At 58.8% G+C, this 14,886-nt stretch carries 10 protein-coding genes, 1 tRNA gene and 1 pseudogene; 9 read left to right on the top strand and 3 right to left on the bottom strand.

Features of this window, described 5'->3' with window-relative positions; translation table 11 throughout:
- From ASD50_RS10040 to ASD50_RS10010, 6 genes are all read left to right on the top strand, one after another.
- Complete coding sequence (locus ASD50_RS10040) at nt 1-2,358, top strand: DUF1989 domain-containing protein (RefSeq protein WP_056239956.1); 2,358 nt, start codon at nt 1-3, stop codon at nt 2,356-2,358.
- 887 nt (nt 2,359-3,245) lie between these two features.
- Nucleotides 3,246-3,330: transfer RNA gene (locus ASD50_RS10035), tRNA-Leu, on the top strand.
- Nucleotides 3,331-3,425: 95 nt separating this feature from the next.
- Complete coding sequence (locus ASD50_RS10030) at nt 3,426-5,126, top strand: DUF6538 domain-containing protein (protein ID WP_162252001.1); 1,701 nt, start codon at nt 3,426-3,428, stop codon at nt 5,124-5,126.
- A gap of 672 nt (nt 5,127-5,798) precedes the next feature.
- Complete coding sequence (locus tag ASD50_RS10025; RefSeq protein ID WP_162252000.1) at nt 5,799-7,529, top strand: site-specific integrase; 1,731 nt, start codon at nt 5,799-5,801, stop codon at nt 7,527-7,529.
- Nucleotides 7,522-8,577, top strand: coding sequence for a site-specific integrase (locus ASD50_RS10020; RefSeq protein ID WP_162251999.1), 1,056 nt, complete (start codon nt 7,522-7,524; stop codon nt 8,575-8,577). Before ASD50_RS10025 ends, ASD50_RS10020 begins: the two co-directional genes overlap by 8 nt.
- Nucleotides 8,578-9,176: 599 nt before the next feature.
- Nucleotides 9,177-9,584 (top strand): hypothetical protein, encoded by a 408-nt coding sequence (locus ASD50_RS10010; RefSeq protein WP_156465007.1) that lies wholly within the window; start codon nt 9,177-9,179, stop codon nt 9,582-9,584.
- Between the two features lie 484 nt (nt 9,585-10,068).
- Here the strand turns inward: ASD50_RS10010 and ASD50_RS10005 are convergent.
- From ASD50_RS10005 to ASD50_RS24070, 3 genes and pseudogenes are all read right to left on the bottom strand, one after another.
- Nucleotides 10,069-11,275, bottom strand: a pseudogene (locus ASD50_RS10005) (IS66 family transposase).
- Nucleotides 11,276-11,349: 74 nt separating this feature from the next.
- Complete coding sequence (gene tnpB / locus ASD50_RS10000) at nt 11,350-11,694, bottom strand: IS66 family insertion sequence element accessory protein TnpB (RefSeq protein WP_056239933.1); 345 nt, start codon at nt 11,692-11,694, stop codon at nt 11,350-11,352.
- On the bottom strand, nt 11,691-12,077 hold the full coding sequence (locus ASD50_RS24070; RefSeq protein ID WP_056239930.1) for a transposase: 387 nt from the start codon (nt 12,075-12,077) through the stop codon (nt 11,691-11,693). The genes tnpB and ASD50_RS24070 overlap by 4 nt, the downstream gene beginning before the upstream one ends.
- A 317-nt stretch (nt 12,078-12,394) precedes the next feature.
- Here ASD50_RS24070 and ASD50_RS09990 point away from each other — a divergent pair, with 317 nt between their 5' ends.
- From ASD50_RS09990 to ASD50_RS09980, 3 genes are read left to right on the top strand one after another with little or no spacing between them, the layout of a single operon-like run.
- A complete protein-coding gene (locus ASD50_RS09990; RefSeq protein ID WP_056239926.1) occupies nt 12,395-13,180 on the top strand; it encodes an ABC transporter permease in 786 nt (261 codons plus the stop codon).
- 2 nt (nt 13,181-13,182) lie between these two features.
- Complete coding sequence (locus ASD50_RS09985; protein WP_056239924.1) at nt 13,183-13,959, top strand: ABC transporter ATP-binding protein; 777 nt, start codon at nt 13,183-13,185, stop codon at nt 13,957-13,959.
- Nucleotides 13,956-14,879 (top strand): glycosyltransferase family 2 protein, encoded by a 924-nt coding sequence (locus ASD50_RS09980; protein WP_200952392.1) that lies wholly within the window; start codon nt 13,956-13,958, stop codon nt 14,877-14,879. The genes ASD50_RS09985 and ASD50_RS09980 overlap by 4 nt, the downstream gene beginning before the upstream one ends.
- Nucleotides 14,880-14,886 lie beyond the last annotated feature (7 nt).

Below are 14,886 nucleotides of genomic sequence, written 5' to 3'. Positions count from 1 at the left end.
ATGACCTCGTATGCCGGGATAGTGAGTGGACCTCCTCGACCGAGTCTGGTTTTGCGGCCTGGGATGATGGTTCCCGGGGTTGAGCGCTACCAGGTCGAGGGCGCGGGTGCGGTCCTGGTCGAGGTCGAGGCCGGCGACAGGGTGACGGTGCGCAACCTCGAAGGCGGCCAGCCGTGCGAGCTGGTGGCATTCGACCGGCAGGGTCGCGGCGATGCCGGCATCCTCGGCACGAAGTCCAATTCCAACGCGGCCGGGCTGAAGGCGCTGCTCTTGAGCGGCGACGACAGCCTCAAGCGCCTGCGCGCCGGTATCGAGCGGCGCGGCCTGCAGCTGGGCGGGGCGGAAGCCGTGCGCTTCTTCGATGCGTCAACGCCGGCCGGCATCGAGCAGTCCTTTGCGGTGACGCGCGACGGCTATCTTGTGGCGGCGGCGCCGGGCGGACCGATGCCGGTCGACAGCCACGACACGGCAACGCCTTTGGTGATGACGCTGCAGCGGGCCAAGGTCGGCAAGGGCCGCCGCTTCGAGCTGCCCGATCCGCTGGCCGACCCGGTGCTCGACCTCAGGGTCAAGTCGAAGACGGCGGAGTCCTATTTCGTCAAGGCCGGCGACTACATCCAGATCATCGACGTCGACGGGCGCCAGTGCACCGACTTCCAGTGCTTTGCGGCGCGCAAGCTCGACAAGGGCCGCGACCTGCCGCTCGACGTCACCGCGACGCGCTCCCTGATGGGCCACGCCTATCCGATGCCCGGCCTGCACGCCAAATATTACGACCAGGACTTCGAGCCGCTGGTCGAGGTGGTGCAGGACACCTGCGGCCGCCACGACGCCTTCGCGCTCGCCTGCTATGCCAAATATTACGACGACATCGGCTATCCCGGCCACGTCAACTGCTCGGACAACTTCAACCGGGCGCTGGCCGACCGCGGCGTCAATGCGCGCGCCGGCTGGATGGCGGTCAACTTCTTCTTCAACACCGGCATCGACGCGCATGGCGTGATGTATTCCGACGAGCCGTGGTCGCGGCCAGGCGACTACGTGCTCCTGCGGGCGCTGACCGACATCGTGTGCGTGTCGTCCGCCTGCCCCGACGACACCACGCCGGCCAATGGCTGGGACCTGACCGACATCCATGTGCGGACCTATGCGGGCGAGCACAAGTTCTCGCGGGCAATAGCCAGACGCGCCACTCCAGATTCCGAGCCCAAGATGACCAAAGAGACCGGTTTCCATTCGAGCTTCGCCAAGCACACCCGCAACTTCGTCGAGTACAAGGGCTACTGGCTGGCCAATTCCTTCGCCAAGGAAGGGCCGATCGAGGAGTACTGGGCCTGCCGCGAGAAGGCGGTGGTGATGGACCTGTCGGCCTTGCGCAAGTTCGAGGTCACCGGCCCCGATGCCGAAGCGCTGCTGCAGTACACGCTGACCCGCGACGTCAAGAAGCTCAGCGTCGGCCAGGTCGTCTACAGCGCCATGTGCTACGAGCATGGCGGCATGATCGACGACGGCACGCTTTTGCGGCTCGGCCAGGACAACTTCCGCTGGATCGGCGGCGACGACTATTCGGGCGAGTGGCTGCGCGAGACGGCGCAGAAGCTCGGCTTGAAGGTCCTCGTGCGCTCCTCCACCGACCAGATGCACAACATCGCCGTCCAGGGCCCCAACAGCCGCGCCATCCTCAAGGACGTCATCTGGACGCCGCCGCACCAGCCGGCGCTGGAGGAGGTCGAATGGTTCCGCTTCACCATCGGCCGCATCGGCGGCGCCAATGGCACGCCGGTCGTGGTCTCGCGCACCGGCTACACCGGCGAGCTCGGCTATGAGGTATGGTGCCACCCGCGCGATGCCGAGACCGTGTTCGACGCCGTCTGGGAAGCCGGCCAGCCGCTGGGGCTCAAGCCTATGGGCCTGCTTGCGCTCGACATGCTGCGCATCGAGGCCGGGCTGATATTCGCCGGCTACGAGTTCTCCGACCAGACCGACCCGTTCGAGGCCGGCATCGGCTTCACCGTGCCGCTCAAGACCAAGACCGACGACTTCATCGGCCGCGAGGCGCTGATCCGGCGCAAGGACAGCCCGATCCGCAAGCTGGTCGGCCTCGACATCGACGGCAACGTCGCCGCCGGCCATGGCGACTGCGTCCATATCGGACGCGCCCAGATCGGCGAGGTCACCTCCTCCATGCGCTCGCCCATCCTCAAGAAGAACATCGCGCTCGCCCGCGTCGACGCCACCCATGCCGCCCCCGGAACCCAGGTCGAGATCGGCAAGCTCGACGGACACCAGAAGCGCCTGCCCGCCACAATCGTCCCATTCGCCCACTACGATCCAAAGAAAGAAAAACCAAGGTCGTAAAAGGCAAAGCNCAAGCTCGACGGACACCAGAAGCGCCTGCCCGCCACAATCGTCCCATTCGCCCACTACGATCCAAAGAAAGAAAAACCAAGGTCGTAAAAGGCAAAGCGCCCCTTCCACTTCGTCATCCCGGAATTCGCTTTCGAGCGGAGCGAGAAAGGAATGTCCGGGATCATTCGCAGCGGTTGGAAATTGGCGCAGTATTCTGGGCGACAGCGCGCTTTCTCTCCCTTTGGAGGAAAAGGCTCGATCCGGTTGCCGATCGGATGCATAGCCAAGCACCCCCTCTGGCCTGCCGGCCATCTACCCCTCAAGGGGGGAGATCGGCAGCTTCAAGCTTACAGCCACCTCTATGACCTCAGGGCCGGATGAAAGCATGGCAATCTTGGTAATCTCCCCCCCCTTGAGGGGGAGATGGCCGGTAGGCCAGAGGGGGGTGTTGGTCCTGCGAGATTGGGCTCAATAGTGGACAAATCCGCTGGCATCGCCTCAATAACCCCTTGATCCCGCTCACTTCCCAAAAAACTCCCGACTCCACTTATCCCCACCCTCGGCACCTCCCGCATACTCGCTGCCATCGCCCTTGCGGGAGACCTGGTGCGCACCGGGTATCAGGGAAGGGCGTCGGTGCCGGATTGGTCGCATGACGGTGTGCGGCNNNNAAGACCACCGGACGGGCGGCCGCAAGGCCGCACTACTTACCTAAACGAGCGACCGAACGGCCGCCCGTCCTCCCGACCTCTCAGATGAGGTCAGTTCTTTGACAATGGCCAGACGCGAAAGCGGGTGTGGCGATGAATAAGTGTGACGATAGAAGGCGACCCAGCCGGAGTTTTCAAAAAGCGCGTTGACAGCATGGACCGGCCCGCTTACATGAGCCCGCACCAGCCCAGATGGCGGAATTGGTAGACGCGCACGGTTCAGGTCCGTGTGCCGCGAGGCGTGGAGGTTCGAGTCCTCTTCTGGGCACCATCGTTCGCTAAGCGTTTGATGGTGATATGCTTTTTGGTATCGCTCGGCGATTTGGCCCAGTTGTAACAGTCACTGTTATAGATGGGGCAGAGCGCATGGCAGGATTGCCTGAGCGGATGATGTTGCGGGCCGGCACGTATTATTGCCGCGTCTGGGTGCCAGTTGACGTGGCGCCGGCCTTCGGCAGAACGTTGGTTGTGACCTCATTGCGCACAAAAGATCTGAAAATTGCCAAATCGAGATTGGCTCGAAAGATAGTCGAACTGGAAGACCAGTTCGAGCGCGTTCGTACGGAAACAGAGAGTACAAAGCAGGGGTCGGTATCGCGCCTAGCTGGAAATGACCTCCTTGCGATGGCGAAACGGTACGCCGCCGAAGCAGAAGAACGCGAAATCGTTGCGCAGGCCACTTTTTTCGAACAGGCCACGAGCGATCCCGCACGCCTCTGGAGCGGCGACCTCATCGCTTTACCGACGCCTGCCGACTATGGCCATGACGATGTCGACGCTTTCACCCACTTCGATCGTCTCGTTGCGGAGGGCGATCTCGACGCCGTGATCGCCTATCTTCTGCAGTTTCGTATGCGCAGGCGAATCAGCGACCTGAGTAGGATGCGCGCGGCAGGCAACCTGGCTGAGTTCAACACGACCGCCGACCGCCTGAATCCGGGTTTGGACGGAGATCAGAGGATCGTCTTTGCCCGGCTGCTTCTGTCTGAAGAGCTTCGTGCTTTCCAGGCACTTCAGGATGACAAGACTTTTCCCGTACCATCCGAAGTCGCCCCAGGCACAAGGGATGGAAGCAAGCAGCTAGCTCCCGATGCCTCGTCCACTAGGACAGAATTTTCCAAATTTGCAGCAGTGTCGCTGGATGAATTGTTCCAGCGCTGGGAGGAGGAGAGCAAACCTAGCGCAAGCACATTGTCAACTTGGCGCGGCATTGTCCGAAATCTGAAGGCGCACCTTGGTCGAAAGGCCAGCGACATCCGGTCAATCCAATCGAACGACATCGTCGACTGGAAGGATGAATTGGTAAAGTCCGGGAAGGCAGCCAAGACAATTTCAAACGGACATCTTGGGTGCGCCCGCGCACTGTTCCGGTTCGCCGTAGCAAACAAGCTGATGGATACCGATCCGGCTGAAGGCGTGCGGGTCTCTCGGAAGACGAAACCCGGTACGAAGATGCTGGCCTATGAGAGCGATGAGGTGGCCGGTCTTTTGAAGCTGGCGTCAGCGGCAGTAGAGCCCTGGAAGAGATGGCTGCCGTGGCTGTCGGCGGCAACCGGATCGCGCATCGGCGAAATGGCTCAATTGCACGGCAGTCATATCCTCGAACGAGACGGCATTGCCGTCGTGAAGATTGCACCTGCGACGGATGGCGGCAGCATCAAGAATGCAGAGAGCGAACGCCTCGTCCCGATCCATTCAAAGCTCATCAAGGATGGTTTCCTCGATTTCGTCAAAGCCCGCGGCGACGGTCCGCTTTTCTACCAGCGAACCTCTGGGGATCCTAAGCGAAAGCATGCGTCCAAAGGGCTATCGAACCGCTTGGCTGCGTGGATCCGAGCCAATGGTTTCACCGATCCGCGAAAAGCGCCAAATCATGCGCTGCGGCACTGGTTCAAATCGGAGGCTGCTAGACTTGGTATTCCCGACAGCATAGCTGATGCGATCCAAGGCCACAGCGACAGACGGGCATCTAGTGGCTACCGCCACATCGCTTTACAGATGATGTCCAACGCAATCGAACAAATCGAACTCCCACCGCACCACACCTCACCGGATATCAGTCAGTAAGAACCGGCGCCTTCGGTGCCTAACGAGTAGCGGGTTCCCGGAGCAATCAGGGTCTACCACGTCTTGCTCGCGGCCTACTGATTGAAGCGACGGGATGCATGTTCTCAGGTATCGCATTTTGGCTTCAAGATCCGAAGCCGGATACGACAGCGAGGGACCCTGAGAATCCTGTTTTAGGCCTTCTGATATGCGTTGCATTTCCTACACGATGAATTGCGACATGGGCGGCTTTGCGCGCACCTGCAGGAGGAGTTCGCCCAACGATAATCAATCAATACACACAGAAGTAAATATCTAAACCATGCCAATTTCTTTATAATATACTTTTTAGGAATATCACGATATTCTACAATATATATTTCTTTTTTCATAAAATTAACCATCTCACAGTAAGGTAAACCGAAACAAACCATTACCATACTTTACCTTAACTTCGGGTTTAGGTTGACTTGCAGAGTTATTCAAATGAATTTTCGCGCCAGCTGCGGGGTGTACCTTTCAGCTAGGAGCGAAAAGCTGGCCAAGACGGAAGTCCGTTCGACGCCTAGAGGGAATGCTCATTCTACGATGAGTTCGTGTGTTTCGTAGAAGAAGGTGTTCCCGAAATTCGCTCCTTGAAGAGCCCGCTCAGGAACTGAGCGGGCAGTCTCAACCGTAACAAGGAGCATGATTGTGAATCAGTTCGCCGTTCAAATCCCCACCCTCTCGGATGTGGGTGCAACCATCCGCGGCTATCAGTCTCTTCCACCCAAAAAGCGCGAGGCAATGATGTCAGCCCTGCGCAGCCTGGAAAGCTGGTCGGGCCGGCGCCTCAAAGATATTCCTGCCAATGTGCCGGAACTCGGCGCGGTCTTTGAGGTCATCCAGCCTGCCGCTTTGAACATCGCACCGAAGACCCTGGCAAATGTCAAAAGTCTATGTCTCAAGGCGCTCGCGACCAGCGAGTTGGCGCCCGGGTTCGTTCACAAGGTGTCGAGCCGCCGCCCCAAAGATCCAGCGTGGGCTGCCATCTACAACGCATTGACAACGTTCGCTCAGCGCAACGGGCTGTCGCGCTTGATCAACTGGTGCAACCGCAATGGCGAGCCACCCGAGGCCGTCGGCGATGCGATCATCGAGCGCGTGATGGCCGAAATGGCCGCTAGCTCGCTACGTCCAAATCAGTATCAGGTGCGTCGGACGATGACCAGGTACTGGAATGAGGTCGTGGACATCTTCCCCGACCTCAGCCTGCAGAAAGTCACGGTGCCGCCATCCCGCCTGCGCCGTACCCGTGTCCCGCTCACTGCGCTCCCGCAGTCGTTTCTGGATGATTGGAACAGCTACGCCAAGTGGGCCCATGGCGAAGACGTCTTCGCCGATGACGCCAGGCCTGTTGCACTGAAGCAGTCGTCGCTCGACGTCATGTTGCGACGCATCCATCTCGCCGCCAACGCACTGGTCGAGGCCGGCACAGACCGAAATTCGATTTGCAAACTATCCGATCTCGTGAGCGTCGACGCCTTCCGTAGCATCCTGCGCCACCGATACGAAGTGACCGGCGGAAAGTCCAGCTATGACAATCTTGGCATGGCCATGAACCTGCTGCAAATCGCCAACGAATGGGTGAAAGTCGACCCGGAAACCTTGGCCGAACTGAAGAGGCTGAAGGACAAGGTGCCCAAGGTCCAGTTTCAGATGTCTCGCAAGAACAAGTTGCTGATCACCCAGTTCGATCAGAGTACGCTCAAGGAGCGTCTGCTCTCGGCGCCGGACCGCATATGGACCGACGTACAGGCGAGCACAAAAAAACGGCGGTTGCGCCTCGCCGAGGCACAGGCGGCTCTCGCCATCAACATCCTGATGTATCTACCGGTCCGCCTTGGCAATCTATGTGCGCTTGCCTTCGATGAACATCTGATTGTTCGGGAGAGTGGCACCTCGACGCTCACCTTGTCAGCTGAAGAAACCAAGACCGGCGCCGGGGTAGACTACGAAATCCCTAGAATGCTTGCGGCCCGTCTGATCGAGTTTCGAGAGGTGATTGCCCATTCCGTTATGGGGGTGAGGCCGAAGTATCTCTTTTGCAATGTCGACGGAAGCCTCAAGGATTTGGCCACGACACGATTCCTTATTCAGCGATACGTCAAGCAGTATGTCGGCATCCATATGAATCCGCACGTGTTCCGGCATCTGGCTGCGAAGTTCATACTCGATAACAACCCCGGCGCGCATGTGGTCGTGCAGCATCTCCTGGGCCACAAGTCGCTCGCCACGACGGCAACCTTCTATGCCGGCGTCGATACTGTTCGTGCCGGTAGGCATCATCAGGCTTTGCTCGAACAGGCAATTGCTTCGCGCAAATTCTCAACCGGTCCGGCAAGGCTGGATGCTCAGCGGCGTGAGGGAGGCAACCATGACTAGACACGTCAATGTCGCCCTTCCCTTTGCGTCTTGGCCTGACGAAGACCAGCAGGTCTGGGAGGCGTGCTTCGACAGCACCGATATTTTCGACGAAGCACCATGCTCGCACTTGTCTGCTGCTACGCGGCAAGGTCGGCAGGCAGCATATGGGCTGTGGCTCGGCTATTTGAGCCTTATCGAGCCTGATTGCCTGGAGCTGTCGGCACCTGAACGGATCAATCGGAGCCGAATTGAGGACTATGCCGCCTACCTCCGCGAAAATTGTCGCGACACGACTATTTCACACCAACTCGGTCGGCTCTTCTACTCCATTAGAGCCATGTATCCGGATCGTGATTGGCGTTGGCTTTATCACATCGCTCGTCGCATCGCCCGGCAAGCCAAGCCAATCAAGCATCCAATGGTACTGAGCAGCGACCTCTATGCACTTGGCCTCCGACTTATGGACAAGGCGGAGGTCAAGGCGAAGCGCGCGTGTCGGGTCACGAAGAGCGCGGCGATGATGTACCGCGACGGGCTGTTGATCGCCACGCTTGTGGAGGCGCCGATGCGCCGGCGGGCCTTCTCACAGCTACGCCTCAATGAGCACCTACGCAGGATCGGTAATCGGTGGGTGATCATGGTCCCGGAAGATCTCACGAAGACGCGCCGGTTCCAGGAGTATTGGCTGTCGGAGCGACTGACGAAGGCAACAGATGTCTATCTCGATCGTTTCCGCCTCGCCTTCCCAGGCGCTGAAGACCATGATTGGCTCTGGACCTATGTCGGGCGGGCAATGACCGACAAAATGATCCGGCGCCGAACGATCCGGTGGACGCACGGTGCTCTTGGTTTTCCCGTCAGCCCCCATCGTTTCCGCAACGCCGCCGCGAACTTCATCCTGGCGGCGGATCCGGAGAACGTCAGGGTGGCCAAGGACCTGTTGGGCCATACCTCCTTTGCAATGACCGAGAAGCACTACATCGATGCGGCGCAGAGCCGCCTCGCTGGCCGCGCGCTCCAAAACATCCTGTCTGAAATGAAAGAAGGCGACCATGCGCACCTGTAGCACATGCCGCTTGGCCATCTGCGTCGACTGCTTCTTCGCGAAGCAATGTCGCACCGCCTATCGAAACCAAAGCCTCACCAACGACCGCCGTGTCGGCGGTCAATCTGGAGAAAAGTACTTGCGTCGACCCGATCACACCAAAGCAAAGTTAAATGCGAGAATCGCAGTCATCGAGCTTCGAAGCCTCCTCGTCGCTGACGCCCCGATCAGTCTCGCCCGACGAGAATATCTCGTCAGCAGGGCGTGTGGCCTGGCCCGCACTCCGGAGAGGCGGGCTTGGGCGACGGAAAGGCTGAAGGACCTGATAGAGCAGCGGTTCGGACGAAACCCTGAGACCTTTCAGCCATCGCAAGCAACGCAAGCTGCGCTTCATCTTCTCTCGATGTTGCAGGAGGGGAATATATAGCCTCCACCTATCCTACCAAGGTAAATTGAGCCGTTACGCAAAAATGCACGACGGATCATTCAAATTAAGCTATACTTCACTTGATGAGCACTGCGGGGCAGTGCGTGAAACATCCACAAAACGCGACTTGTGCATGTGATCTCTAAGATGAGAGCACAACTGTTGTTGCATTCACCAACCGAACCAATAGGACTTGATGATGGAAGCAAATCTTGAATCTGAGACGTACAATGAGAAACAGGCCGCAATTCTGTCTCGTGCCGGCGTAAGCCGGCCGGAGGACCTAACCGACGTTATGCAGCGGCTAGACTTTGCCAACGCTGCAGACCCTGTTGTCGAGGAAAACCCTGTTGACCCGTGGCGACTGCATTTCAGCGTCGAGCGTCTCGGTCAGTCCGGCATGCCGTCGGTCGAGCGGCTCCGACTGCAATACCTTCTTGACGAGATTTCTCGTTCCCGTTTCGAGCGGACAACCGAAAGTGCCATCAAAACCCTTTCGGACGCCGAGTATGTTTCCGCGCTGCGGATGGTACTCCCGTTCCTCGATGAGGAATCGGCTACCATTGCAAATCGCATCATCCCGCATTTCGATCGAGGCTGACCGCGGTCATTGCCTTCATTCGGGGCCATGGCATCTCGATTGTGCAAAGAGTTGCGCATTCCGAAAGTGTGCATCCGCTTTCGCGGGGAGCCATTAGGCCTCTTCCATTCCGCGAGCCAGTATCAGAAGGTGTTAAAATCCCGTTGTCGCTTAGCGTTTACAAAAATTGACAAATCGGCAGACAATCTGGATGTTATCGTGCGGTCGGCCGAAGGTAATAGGTTTGAGTCTGTATCGGGTTGTAGCGTGGAGAGTCACGTTACTTAGGTCGCATCTGCCCTGTTGAAGCTCCAACCGCGACAAGATGAGCTCGTCGGGCTTCGAGGCATCCGTGAGCAATTGGTGCGTTCATGACTCGCTCGACGAGCGGCAAGTTCCGGACTGTAGGACGAGGTACGCGTCTCGATGATGGAGCACACTCCCAAAGCGCGAGAACGCTTCACGAAAGGCGCCCGAACAATGGTAAGCGCGTAGCTGAAGCCGTTCAGGAGTTGTAGTTCCAGGGCATGAGCTGGTCGATTTGGGAGATTGGCCAGCGATCAGCGATACGCTCGAGGGTCTGGGTGAGCCAGGCGAGCGGATCGACACTGTTCATTTTGGCGGTTTGCAGAAGGGTCGCGACAGTCGCCAACGTGTTTCCGCCGCCGTCGCTGCCTGCAAAAAGCGCATTCTTTCTGACGATTGTCTGGGGCCTGATTGCCCGCTCAACGATATTGGAGTCGATCTCGACGCGGCCGTCGGTCAGGAAGCGCTCGAGGACAGCCCGCCTGGACGTGGCGTAGCGGATCGCCTCGGCCAGCTTCGATTTTCCTGAGATCCGCGGCAGTTCCTTTTCCCAGAGCTTGAAGAGATCCGCCACGATGGCGACGGAGCGGTCCTGACGGGCGGCTACACGTGCGGCAGGAACCTGGCCACGGCTGGAGCTCGAAGCCGACCTTGCCCATCCATTGCGCCATCAGCGAGCGGCTGAGTTCGACCTTGTTGCGCGCATAGATCGCCTCCTGGCGGTAAAGCGGCAAGCCGTCGGCGTATTTGGAGACGGCAATCTGGGCCAGGAGCCGCTCGGTGGGAATGCCGCTCTCGACAATATGGGCAGGGGCAGGCGCTTGGAATACGCCGTCACAGTGTCTGTAGGCATATTTCGGGCGGCGGGTGACGATCACCCGGAATCTCGCCGACGTGACGTCCAGTCGTTCCGACACATCCTCGCCGATCAGCAACCGATCCAGACCTTCGTAGCCCTCGGGCACCTCCGGCTCGATGATCTGCTCCACCCGCTCAAGATGGGCGGCAAACCCCTTGCGCGGGCGCGGCGCGCGCTTCGCACGATCGGGGGCCACAGCTTCCAGATCGGCAACCGCCTCGCCAACGCCGCTCTCGATCTCCTCAAACACGAAGGCACATTGCTCATCCGTCAGCCCGGGGATGCCCAGCCGCTCCGAACGCCTGTCATAGCGAGATCGCTCCAGCATCTTCACGATCGCCGTCAGTGTGGCAATGCGTTCGTCGGCAGCCTTAATGCGCGCCTCAGCTACCTCAACCCGCGTATCGGCAGCCTCGATCCGCTCGGCCGTGGAGCGCATGTTTCGTGCCGCCTGCTCCTCCAGAAGGGCGGCCTTTTCGGCGAGCGCCACGACAATCGCCTTCAGCGCATCAACGTCGTCCGGAAGCTCTTCGGCAGCCATCGCCATGACGGGCATCACAGCATGTTCGCAGCCGTTCTCCCAACACTTTCAAGGGTCTGATTCAACTTGCCACAGGCTCTTCAGCCTACCGATTGCGGCCGCCTCACCACCGCCGGCCGGACCTTCTTCCAGTCCAGCCCGTCACCCAGCGCCAAGAGCTGAGCGTGGTTCAGCTGAACACGCGAGGGCCCGATGCGTGGCCAGCAGAACTTCGTTTCCTCGAGCGTCTTGGCAAACAGGCATACCCCGGACCCGTCCCACCAGACCGCCTTGATTCTGTCCGCTCTTTTCGAGCGGAACACGTAAAGCGCGCCGTTGAACGGATCGACCCCGCCGTCCCGCACCAGCGCCATCAAGCCGTTCGCACCCTTGCGGAAGTCGACCGGCGTCGCCGCCACGTAAACCTGAACGCCCGCAGGGATCATGCCGCCCGCACCGCCCGGATCACCGCGGCAAGCCGATCCGCTGCGACATCGCCACCGGCACGCACCACCACATCGCCAATGATAATCTCCACCATGTCGCTGGCTACCGCGTCGAAGCGAGCGAATTTGACCGGCTTGATCCGCGCCTCCGCCAACGGCGCGACCATGCCCGATTCCAGCGCCTGGCAACGCCACGCATAGACTTGGGAGGGATCAAGGCCGTGAGAACGCGCAATCGCCGAAACGTTCGCCCCCGGCGCAAATGTCTCCGTCACGATCCTGGTCTTCTCCTCCTGCGACCAGGTCCGAACGCGTCGGGCCGGACTGTGCGCAAGCCGGACCGGCTCGGCCGTGAGAACTTCGAAGTTCTTGCTATCAGACATGTGTGTGCTCACGAGAGCCTCCCAGGATAAATCATCCAGGAGACTCCCAGATCAGCGAGCCAGCCGCTACGTGGGGTGGCCTACGCGCTTACGAACAATGCTCGCAGCGTCCATGCTCGTATGGAGCGACGCTATGGCACAGATGACAGAGCAATTGGCAGCGTGGAAATACCCCTGATCTTGTTGCCAAACTGTCTCATTAGGCGGACAACCTCTCTACTCCTCGTCCCATCCGAGTGATTCCGAGGTTGCGACCGCTGCAGGCAACCTGTAAGCGAACCTTAGTAACAACACTTGATCTTATTTTGTCACCAACCATGCACATCTGGAAAAGCATCAGGCCGCACCTGTCGGATCTCGTACGCTTCTTCCACATTAGCTATATTGAAGCTACATCGCAGCATCGGGGGACCTATCTTGGTGTCCTTTGGATACCACTTTCTTCACTAATTTTCTCGGCGATGTTGGCGCTTGTCTTCCGTCACTCCCATGTGATGCCGCTAGGAGATTTCTTCCTCTACGTCCTGACGGGCTACATATTTTGGGGCTTTATCGCCGCCTCAATCACTGGCAGTACGGATGTAATTCAGAGTCGGTTCGAATTCGCCGTGCACAACAATCTCTCGCTGCCCGGTTTGTTTGGTAAGCTGCTCATTGACAGGCTTTTCCACTACTTCCTCAATCTAGCACTGCTTGTAGCGCTAATCTTACTAATGAGTCCGTCGAAAATCGGGCCCGAGATTGCACTTTTCTTACCGTTCCTGTTGTTGATTGCGGCAACCTCAATGGGCACAGCATATTTAGTCAATCTGGTAACGATCTTCTATCCAGACGCGAAGACGCTTTTTAGCGTGGGTGTGCGCTTCATGTTCTTCGTCTCGCCAGTTTTTTGGAGCGTTGCGGAGACGACGAGTAAGACGAGAGCGGTCCTGGTGCAGTACAACCCCGTCGCCTATTATCTGTCGCTGCCGCGTCAAGTGTTCGGAATAGAGCCGATCAAGCCGCTGGCTTGGTTTATTGCTGTCATTGTCTCGATTACAGTGTGCATCGTGGCGTGTCTCGCCTATCACCGTTCGCAAGGATTTGTGAGGAACGTGAAATAGCAATGGCCAAAATCGACATTAGGGACGCCAACGTCAGCTACTATCTACGAAAAAGGGGGGATTCGACAAAGAGTCTCAAACGCGGCGCCGTTGGCGCTCATATCCTCGTCGGTCATCGTTATCTGGAAATTGCCGCTTTGCGGGGGATTACTCTTTCGCTGAAAGACGGGGATCGCGTTGGCCTCATCGGTATGAACGGCTCCGGAAAGTCGACGCTGCTGAAGCTGTGTGCTGGCGCGCTCGCCGCACAATCGGGAACTGTCGACATCGAAGGACGGGTGAGCCCTCAATTTGCCCTCGGCTCAGGACTGAGGGCTAGCCTCACGGGACGTCAGAATGCCGAGCTCAAATGCCTCTACATGGGTGTGCAGCAGAGCGCGATCAGTCGCCATGTGGAGGATGTCAAAGAACTGTCAGGCCTCGGCGGCTATTTCGAGCTACCGATTCACAGCTATTCCGCCGGCATGAGATCGCGTTTCGTGATGAGCCTGCTACGACTAGTGCGCGGCGAAATACTGATTATGGACGAGTGGATCAACGCAGCCGACCCGACCCTGAGCCTCGCGGTGAGTGGACTGCAGACCCAACTCATCAAGAAGGCCAAGATCTTGCTCCTCGCGAGCCACTCGCGACGTGTCCTAGAGGAGTGGGTCGAGACTCTTATCTGGCTCGATGAGGGCAAAATCAAGGCCCAAGGTAAGGTGGAAAATGTCCATTTTGAGTACCAAGCCTGGATGAACATGCGGAAGGCGGCCAACAGCGCTGAGAAGCTAGAATGAGCAACGGCACTGAGGCAACGGTGCCTGATGGCGGGTCTGTGAGCGGCGCGCAAGCGTTATTCTTCTCTGTCATCATCCCGGTCTACGAGCAATGGCACCTGATGCCCGCGCTGCTCGGCTGCTTGGAACTGCAGACATTTGCGCATGCGCAGTTCGAGACGATCCTCGTCGATAACGGTTCGACCGAGATCGCACTGCCGCAAGCGGCGCGCAACAATTTGCGGGTGTTGCACTGCGAAACACCGGGCTCGTACGTAGCGCGCAACCGCGGGGCGCAATGCGCAAGAGGCGAGTGGTTGGTTTTCACCGATGCGGATTGCCGGCCCGCACCGGAATGGCTGCAGACGCTACACGAATTGGCTGAAAGAGATATATCCGGTAAGGCGTTGCTGGCTGGAGCAGTGCAGATCGTTTCCGATTCGCCTTATCCCAACCGTTGGGAAATCTACGATCTGGTGAATGGTATCCCGCAGGAACGCTACGTCCGTCGCGGATATGGTGTCACCGCTAATCTCGCTGCGCGCCGAAGTCTATTTGAAGCGTTGGGCGGGTTCGATAGCGCGCGCCTCTCAGGTGGCGACGCAGACTTTTGTTGGCGCGCCGGGGCCTGCGCCTGCGTGCCCGTATATGTGTCGCATGCCCGCGTCGATCATCCGGCGCGCAAGACGCGTGAGGACGTCGTCACGAAGGCGCGACGGGTCAAGGGCGGACAACTCACGGCAGGATCGAGGCGGCGGCGCCTTGTATGGACGCTTGTCACGTTTTTGCCGCCCGCGAGCCGTGCATGGCGACTTCTCAGAACCAAAGAGTATCCGTTGAAGTACCGGCTCACTGCTATTTGCGTTTTGCTTCAGATGTGGATTGTGGAAATGAAAGAAGCTGCTCGCCTTTGGGGCGGGGGGCAAGCAGAGCGGCGATAAGCATATA

The organism is Mesorhizobium sp. Root552, from assembly GCF_001427285.1.
Taxonomy (GTDB): Bacteria; Pseudomonadota; Alphaproteobacteria; order Rhizobiales; family Rhizobiaceae; genus Mesorhizobium.
The sequence above is the reverse complement of the archived record's forward strand: the minus strand, read 5'-3'. Positions and strand labels throughout refer to the sequence as shown.

Excerpts from the sequence above, each read along its gene's own strand:
- ASD50_RS10040 (WP_056239956.1), top strand. The coding sequence starts at position 1 with ATGACCTCGTATGCCGGGATAGTGAGTGGACCTCCTCGACCGAGTCTG.
- ASD50_RS10020 (WP_162251999.1), top strand. The coding sequence starts at position 7,522 with ATGACTAGACACGTCAATGTCGCCCTTCCCTTTGCGTCTTGGCCTGAC.
- ASD50_RS24070 (WP_056239930.1), bottom strand. The coding sequence starts at position 12,077 with ATGTCTGATAGCAAGAACTTCGAAGTTCTCACGGCCGAGCCGGTCCGG.
- ASD50_RS10030 (WP_162252001.1), top strand. The coding sequence starts at position 3,426 with ATGGCAGGATTGCCTGAGCGGATGATGTTGCGGGCCGGCACGTATTAT.
- ASD50_RS09990 (WP_056239926.1), top strand. The coding sequence starts at position 12,395 with ATGCACATCTGGAAAAGCATCAGGCCGCACCTGTCGGATCTCGTACGC.
- ASD50_RS09980 (WP_200952392.1), top strand. The coding sequence starts at position 13,956 with ATGAGCAACGGCACTGAGGCAACGGTGCCTGATGGCGGGTCTGTGAGC.
- tnpB (WP_056239933.1), bottom strand. The coding sequence starts at position 11,694 with ATGATCCCTGCGGGCGTTCAGGTTTACGTGGCGGCGACGCCGGTCGAC.
- ASD50_RS09985 (WP_056239924.1), top strand. The coding sequence starts at position 13,183 with ATGGCCAAAATCGACATTAGGGACGCCAACGTCAGCTACTATCTACGA.